Origin of the sequence: Streptomyces sp. NPDC001843, from assembly GCF_042891955.1 — a bacterium.
GTDB lineage: Bacteria > Actinomycetota > Actinomycetes > Streptomycetales > Streptomycetaceae > Streptomyces.
Genome location: NZ_JBIATQ010000018.1, coordinates 122829 through 129865, shown reverse-complemented (window position 1 = coordinate 129865; position 7037 = coordinate 122829). Strand labels below are relative to the sequence as shown.

The 7037-nt window shown below is 70.1% G+C and carries 8 protein-coding genes; all 8 read left to right on the top strand.

The window, feature by feature from the left end; all coding sequences use genetic code 11:
* The first annotated feature begins 106 nt into the window (after positions 1–106).
* Complete coding sequence (locus ACFYZQ_RS34845; RefSeq protein ID WP_389156748.1) at positions 107–751, top strand: HAD family hydrolase; 645 nt, start codon at positions 107–109, stop codon at positions 749–751.
* A 69-nt stretch (positions 752–820) separates the two neighbouring features.
* A complete protein-coding gene (locus tag ACFYZQ_RS34840; protein WP_389156745.1) occupies positions 821–1510 on the top strand; it encodes a VC0807 family protein in 690 nt (229 codons plus the stop codon).
* A gap of 81 nt (positions 1511–1591) precedes the next feature.
* Positions 1592–2809, top strand: a complete 1218-nt coding sequence (locus ACFYZQ_RS34835) for an MFS transporter (protein WP_389156743.1) — start codon at positions 1592–1594, stop codon at positions 2807–2809.
* Positions 2760–3935 carry an acetoin utilization protein AcuC gene (locus ACFYZQ_RS34830; RefSeq protein ID WP_389156740.1) on the top strand — a complete coding sequence of 392 codons (1176 nt, stop codon included), beginning with the start codon at positions 2760–2762 and terminating at the stop codon, positions 3933–3935. The genes ACFYZQ_RS34835 and ACFYZQ_RS34830 overlap by 50 nt, the downstream gene beginning before the upstream one ends.
* A gap of 441 nt (positions 3936–4376) precedes the next feature.
* Positions 4377–5192, top strand: coding sequence for a phosphatase (locus tag ACFYZQ_RS34825; RefSeq protein ID WP_389156737.1), 816 nt, complete (start codon positions 4377–4379; stop codon positions 5190–5192).
* 129 nt (positions 5193–5321) lie between these two features.
* Positions 5322–5534 (top strand): helix-turn-helix domain-containing protein, encoded by a 213-nt coding sequence (locus tag ACFYZQ_RS34820; protein ID WP_004984898.1) that lies wholly within the window; start codon positions 5322–5324, stop codon positions 5532–5534.
* Positions 5535–5668: 134 nt separating this feature from the next.
* The gene (locus tag ACFYZQ_RS34815) at positions 5669–5767 is read left to right on the top strand and encodes a 30S ribosomal protein bS22 (protein ID WP_003948845.1); all 99 of its coding nucleotides are present in this window, start codon (positions 5669–5671) and stop codon (positions 5765–5767) included.
* Positions 5768–5963: 196 nt separating this feature from the next.
* On the top strand, positions 5964–7025 hold the full coding sequence (locus ACFYZQ_RS34810; RefSeq protein WP_389156734.1) for an NAD-dependent epimerase/dehydratase family protein: 1062 nt from the start codon (positions 5964–5966) through the stop codon (positions 7023–7025).
* Positions 7026–7037: the final 12 nt, after the last annotated feature.

The following is a 7037-nucleotide window of genomic DNA, read 5'->3' as shown; positions in this document are numbered from 1 at the left end:
GGTACTGCAGGGGGGACCCTGTGGGAGAGTAGGACACCGCCGAACAATTCTTGGGAAAACCCCCGCACCACACGGTGCGGGGGTTTTCTGCGTTTAGGGTCTAGCTATGCGCTATGACCTGATCATCTTCGACAACGACGGCGTCCTCGTCGACAGTGAGCCCATCTCCAACCGGCTCCTGGCCGCCTACCTCACCGAGCTCGGGCATCCGACCACGTACGAGGACTCCATCCGTGACTACATGGGTTCGGCGATGCACCGGATCCACGAACTGGTCATGGAGCGCACGGGACAGCGGCTGCCGGACGACTTCGACGACGTCTTCCACGGGCGGGTGTTCGCCGCGTTCGAGCGGGAGTTGAAGCCGGTGGCCGGCGCGAGCGACGTACTGGAGAAGCTGGCCGCGGACGGTGTGCCGTACTGCGTGGCGTCCTCCGGGAGCCATGAGCGGATCAGGGTGGGGCACCGGACCACGGGGCTCGACCGGTGGTTCGACGAGTCGCGGATCTTCAGCTCGCAGGACGTGGGACGGGGCAAGCCGGCACCGGACCTGTTCCTCTATGCGGCCGAGCGGATGGGGGTCGCGCCGGAGCGGTGCGCGGTCGTGGAGGACAGCCCGCTGGGGGTTCAGGCGGCCAGGGCGGCCGGGATGGAGGTGTACGGGTTCACCGCGATGACCCCTGCGGCGAAGCTCGCCGACGCCGGTCAACTGTTCTCCGACATGGATGAGTTGGTCTCCCTGCTGGCCTGACAGATGTCATGCCGAGCCCTGGACGATCGTTTCTACTGCCGTACGGGCCCCCTCGGCGAAGCTGAGGGCATGACGACGAATACGAGCAAGCAGAACCCGTTCCTCCCGCTGGTCGTGGACGTGGCGGTGCCTCTCGGGTCGTACTACCTCTGCAAGGACGGGTTCGGGACGAGCACGTTCGCGGCGCTCGCCTGGAGCAGCGCGGTGCCGGCCCTGCGGACCGGGTGGAGCACGCTCAAGGAGCGGAAGACCAACGGCCTCGCCGGGCTCATGCTGGTGGTGAACGTCGTCTCGCTGCTGCTCAGCTTCGTCTCCGGCGACCCGCGGCTGATGCTCGCCAAGGACAGCGCGGTCAGCAGCACGGTCGCGATCGGGATCCTGGTCTCCGTGGTGCTCGGCAAGCCCATGATGACCGCGGGCCTGAAGCCGTTCCTCGTGAAGGGCGACGCCGCCAAGGAGGCCGCCTGGCAGCGGCTGGCGTCGGGCGCCGCGGTCGGCTCGGCGGTCTTCCTGCGCAGGGAGCGGGCCTTCTCGATCGTCTGGGGCGTGGTGCTGTTCGCCGAGTGCGTCGTGCGGATCGTCGGCGCCTACACGCTCCCTGTGGACACCATGGTGTGGCTGGGCGGGGTCATCCTGGCCGTCGCGGTCCTCGTAGGCATCCTCGTGGGCGGTGCGCTCGGCGCCGGGCCGATGGAGGCCATGGTGCGGGCCGAGGCGGCGAACGCGACGGTGAAGCGCGAGGTCGCTCTGGTCAGCTGAGCGCTTCCGGCGCAGAGTTGAGTGGAATTCATCTTTGTCTTGATCTACCCACCGGTACGCCGGGGCCCTACGCTCGCCGCCATGACAGATGTGCTGCGGCGCGGCAGGGCCTCGCTGGCGTTCGGCTTCTTCGCGCAGGGCGCCACGTTCGCGCTGCTGGTGACGCGTATCCCGGCGATCCAGGACCGGTACGGCGTCTCCGACGGACTGCTGCCCGCCTTCCTGGCCGCCGTGCCGATCCTCGCCGGGGTCGGCAGCGTGACCACGGAGCAGCTCGTGCGGCGCGTCCGCCCCAGCCGGCTGCTGCGGTGGTCCCAGCCCGTGGTGCTGCTGGCGCTGCTGGGCGTCGGGGCGGGCGGGGAGATGGCCGAACTGGCGGCGGCCCTCGCGTGCTTCGGGCTGGCGGTCGGTGCGCTGGACGCCTCGATGAACATGCTCGGGGTGAGCCTGCAGCGGACGTACGGGCGCAGCATCATGCTCAGCTTCCATGCGGCGTACAGCCTGGGCGGGATCGTCGGGGCCTCGCTGGCCTGGGTGGGGGCGCACTGGCACCTGGCGCTGTGGGTGTCGTACCTGCCGGTCGTGGCGGTGCTGCTGCCGGCGGCCCTGCTCGGCAGCCGGTGGTACGTCGACGGGGACCAGGGGCCGGCGGACGGCCGGGAGGAGCAGCGGGACGGCGGGGGTGTCGTCTTCAAGCTGCTGCTGCCGCTGTGCCTGGTGATGTCGTTCGCGTACATCGGGGACTCGACGGTCTCCAACTGGAGCGCGAAGTACCTGCAGGACACGCTGGGGAGTTCGGAGCAGCTGGCGACCGTCCCGTACAACGTGTACATGGTGACCACGCTGCTGGGACGGACCATCGGGGACTTCGGGGTGCGGCGGTTCGGGGCCGTGGTCGTCGTACGGCTGGGGGCACTGGTGGCCGCGCTGGGGTTCGCGGTGGTCGCCGTCGCGCCGGGGGCGTGGGTGGGGATGCTCGGGTTCACCCTGTTGGGGCTGGGACTGTGCGTGCTGGTGCCGCAGACCTTCGCGGCCGCGGGGCGGCTCTTCCCGGGGGTATCGGACGCGGCCATCGCGCGGCTGAACATCTTCAACTACGTGGGTTTTCTCGTCGGTTCGCCGCTGGTGGGGGCGCTGGGGGACGCCTGGAGCTATCGCGGGGCGATGCTTGTACCGATGGTGTTGGTGCTGGTGACGTTGGTGTACGCCAGGTCGTTCGAGGCTCAACCGGACCGATACGGTGGCGGGCATGAGCGGCCGCGCACAGCTGATGTGGGACGAGGCAGTAACGGGCTATGACTTCGGCCCGGACCATCCGATGGACCCGGTCCGGCTGGAGCTGACCCGGCGACTGGTGGGGGCCTTCGGGCTCGACCGGGAGATGGGTGTCGTCGCGGCGAAACCCGCCGGGGAGTCGACGCTGCGGCTGGTCCACCGGGAGGACTACATCGCGGCGGTGAAGGCCGCGTCGTTGGATCCGCGCGCGGCGGACGGGGCGTACGGGCTGGGGACGGTGGACGATCCCGCGTTCGCCGGGATGCACGAGGTGTCCGCGCTGATCGCCGGGCAGTCGGTGGGGGCGGCGGAGGCCGTGTGGCGGGGGGACGCCGATCACGCGGTGAACTTCGCGGGCGGGCTGCACCACGCGATGCCCGGGGGCGCCTCGGGGTTCTGCATCTACAACGACGCGGCGCTGGCGATCGCGCGGCTGCTGGAGCTGGGGGCGGAGCGGGTCGCGTACGTGGACGTCGACGTGCATCACGGGGACGGGGTGCAGGCGGCGTTCTGGGAGGATCCGCGGGTTCTGACGATCTCGCTGCACGAACATCCGCGTACGTTGTTCCCGCAGACCGGGTGGCCGGAGGAGACCGGGGCGGCGGGGGCGGCCGAGGGGTCGGCGGTGAATGTCGCACTGCCGGCGGGGACCGGGGACGCGGGGTGGCTGCGGGCGTTCCACGCGGTGGTGCCGGAGCTGATCGCCGACTTCCGGCCGCAGGTGCTGGTGACGCAGCACGGTGCGGACACGCACTTCGAGGATCCGCTCGCGCATCTCGCGGTGTCGCTGGACGCGCAGCGGGCGGTGCAGGTGGCGTGTCATTCGCTGGCGCACGAGTACGCCGGGGGGAAGTGGGTGGCGCTCGGTGGGGGAGGGTACGCCGTGGTGGAGGTGGTGCCGCGGTCGTGGACGCATCTGGTGGGGATCGCGGCGGGGCGGGAGGTCGCGCCCGAGGCGGTGATTCCGGACGGGTGGCGGCAGGAGGTCTTCGCGCGTACGCGGCAGTTGGCGCCGGCGCGGATGACTGATGGGCGGTGGCCGGTGGAGTGGGCCTCGTGGGAGGACGGGTACGACCCGGCGGATCGGTTGGACCAGGCGGTACTGGCGACCCGGCGGGCCGCGTTTCCCTTGCGGGGGCTGTTGCCGTAGGGCGCTGCCGGGGTGGGGCCTGGTTTTTTCGCCCCCGCCGCCCCTACCCTTCCCGTCCCCAGGGGCTGCGCCCCTTCGACCCCGATGGGGGCTGCCGCCCCGGACCCCCGCGGGGCTCCGCCCCTGCACCCCGCTGGGGCTGCGCCCCAGACCCCGCTTCGGCCTGAACGGCCTCGTCCTCAAGCGCCGGGTGGGCTGAGTGATGCCGACCGGCGTGGAGGCGTGCCGGATGGGCTGAGTGATGCCGACCGGCGTGGAGGCGTGCCGGATGGGCCGAGTGATGCCGACCGGCGTGGAGGCGTGCCGGGTGGGCTGAGTGATGCCGACCGGGTGGAAGCGTGCCGGGTGGGCCGGGAGACGTCGGGCGGCGCGTTGCGCCAACCGTGCGGTCTTCGGCCGTTTTCCCCACCCCCGGGCCTCCCGTCCGCGAGCATCGCTCCCGTGTTGAGCACGGGAGCACTGCGCGCGCATCTGTTGGCTGCCCGGCTTGCCGGGACCGTGGCGACGCTCAGGGAGGAGAGCCTGCGCAGTTATCGGCTCTTCGCCGCCCGGGATCCCAGGGTGTTGATCGGGATCGACCCGGAGTGGTCGTGGGGGATGCGGGACCTGATCGCATTGATGGCGGACAAGTGCGGGGTTTCGGCCGATCCTGCGCACATTTCAGGGCATGATGTGATCGACCCGGAGCGGACGCTGGCCGCGCTGGACGCCTTCGCGGAGCGGGTCGCGACGGTCGCGCGGTGTAGGGCGCCGGTGCTGCTGGGGACCGGGCACCCCCATCGGCTCCTCGGCTTCTACGCCGCCTTGGCGGACGCCTTGTCGGCGGCGGGATGTGAGATCCTCACACCGGCGCAGGGTCGCTGTGTCGACATAACGACCCGGTTCGGCCTACGCACCTACAACCTCGATTACGTACGAGGCGTCGCGCTGCTACGAGACCCGACAGCGGAACGCCCCGGTTGTGAGCCCGGCGCACACACGCACTCACCGCTCCCGCTTCGGACCGCGCTCGCCGCGGCCGCCGAGGCGGGAGGCCCGCTGCCGGCGTTGGTGATCGGGGATCACGGCTGGGTCTGCGGTGCAGGTCAGCTGGGCTTCGAGGCCATCGGGCTGGCCGACACGGACGATCCGGCGCCGTTCGTCGGGGAGGCCGAGGGCTCGGTGTCGGTCGCCGTTCCACTTGATGACGCCGTGCGGTCTTCTTACTACCGTCCGCTTACCCGCTACGTACTCAATCGAGCGTGTCTGTCACAGTAGGCCGCCGATGGGTGCACCTCTTCCCCACTCGCATCACCCGCCCCTACATTGGGGAGTGAGCACGCAACGACGAAGAGTCACCGGAAGGGGAAGCCGGTGGCCGTCGAGTGCGGAAGGTTCAGGTGTGTCATGGCTGCAGCTGGCGAGAGGCCTCTGAACGAGGTTCAGTTCCTTACCGTGGCGGAAGTCGCCTCGGTGATGCGAGTGTCGAAGATGACCGTGTACCGGTTGGTGCACAGCGGTCATCTGCCCGCGATCCGGGTGGGGAGGTCCTTCCGAGTCCCGGAGCAAGCGGTACACGAGTACCTTCGCGAGAGCTATGTGGGGGTGGAAACCGCCTGACGGCGACCGCCGGAGACCCCTCCGGTACACCTCGATTTCAAGCTCGTCGCTCTTGCGGGGTAGGCTGTCCCCTCGTAGGTCGTATGGGCCCATGGCGCCCAACACCGAGTGATGAGAAGTGAGCGAGGGTAGTCGTGGGCTCTGTTATCAAGAAGCGGCGCAAGCGGATGGCCAAGAAGAAGCACCGCAAGCTGCTCAAGCGCACGCGCGTTCAGCGTCGCAACAAGAAGTAGCCGACGCCGAGAGCGCGGCTTTGTGGCCCCCCACCGGGAAACCGGTGGGGGGCCACAGTCATGTTCCCAAGGGGGAATTCCGCCACCCCGGCGCCGGGCGGTCATCACAGGCAACATCCACCCGCTAAGTTGGCCGCACACGGGGAACGCGGGCTGGACTAGGTCTGGGACGAGGGCTGGAAGGAAGGCGCTGATCTTGGGAAAGGTCGTGCTCGTGACCGGAGTGGCCCGTCAACTGGGGGGCCGTTTCGTACGACGCATCCAGCGTGACCCGGAAGTGGACCGGGTCGTCGCCGTGGACGCGGTGCAGCCCGAGCACCACCTGGGGGGCGCCGACTTCATCCAGGCCGACATCCGGCAGCCGACCATCGCGCGCGTGCTCGCCGAGACGGGCGCCGACACGGTCGTCCACATGGACGTGACCGGCATGGCGCTGGGCACCGGCAGCCGGACCACGGTCAAGGAGACCAACGTCATCGGCACCATGCAGTTGCTCGGCGCCTGCCAGAAGTCGCCGACGGTGAAGCGGCTGGTGGTGAAATCCAGTACGAACGTGTACGGCTCGGCGCCCCGCGACCCGGCCGTGTTCACCGAGACCACCCCCGCCAAGTCGCTGCCCAGCGGCGGTTTCGCCAAGGACGTCTGCGAGGTCGAGGGGTACGTTCGGGGCTTCGCGCGCCGGCGGCCGGACGTCGCCGTGTGCGTGCTGAGGTTCGCCAACATCCTCGGGCCGAACGCGGACACCCCGCTGGCCTCCTACTTCTCGCTGCCCGTTCTGCCGACCGTGTTCGGCTACGACCCCCGGCTGCAGTTCGTGCACGAGGACGACGTGATCGAGGTGCTCAGGATCGCCTCGCACGAGCCGCGCCGCGGCACGCTCAACAGCGGCACCTTCAACGTCGCCGGCGACGGCGTCCTGCTGCTCTCGCAGTGCTCCAGGCGGCTGGGCCGCCCCACGGTGCCGCTGCTGCTGCCCGCCGTCACGTGGGCCGGCTCTCTGGTGCGTACGCTGGGTATGACGGACTTCTCGCCCGAGCAGATCCGGCTGCTGACCCACGGGCGGGTGGTGGCGACCGACCAGATGCGAGAGACGCTCGGATTCCAGCCGAAGTACACGACCGCGGAGACGTTCGCGGACTTCGCCCGCAGCCACGGCCCCGGGCTGCTGCCGCCGGAGGCCCTCTCGGGGGCCGTCGACCGGATCGCCGCGCTGTCCCTGCGGGGCAGCGGCCACCTCCCGACGCAGAGCGCCAACTGAGGAGCGCAGCAA

Excerpts from the sequence above, each read along its gene's own strand:
- ACFYZQ_RS34845 (WP_389156748.1), top strand. The coding sequence starts at position 107 with ATGCGCTATGACCTGATCATCTTCGACAACGACGGCGTCCTCGTCGAC.
- ACFYZQ_RS34840 (WP_389156745.1), top strand. The coding sequence starts at position 821 with ATGACGACGAATACGAGCAAGCAGAACCCGTTCCTCCCGCTGGTCGTG.
- ACFYZQ_RS34835 (WP_389156743.1), top strand. The coding sequence starts at position 1,592 with ATGACAGATGTGCTGCGGCGCGGCAGGGCCTCGCTGGCGTTCGGCTTC.
- ACFYZQ_RS34830 (WP_389156740.1), top strand. The coding sequence starts at position 2,760 with ATGAGCGGCCGCGCACAGCTGATGTGGGACGAGGCAGTAACGGGCTAT.
- ACFYZQ_RS34820 (WP_004984898.1), top strand. The coding sequence starts at position 5,322 with ATGGCTGCAGCTGGCGAGAGGCCTCTGAACGAGGTTCAGTTCCTTACC.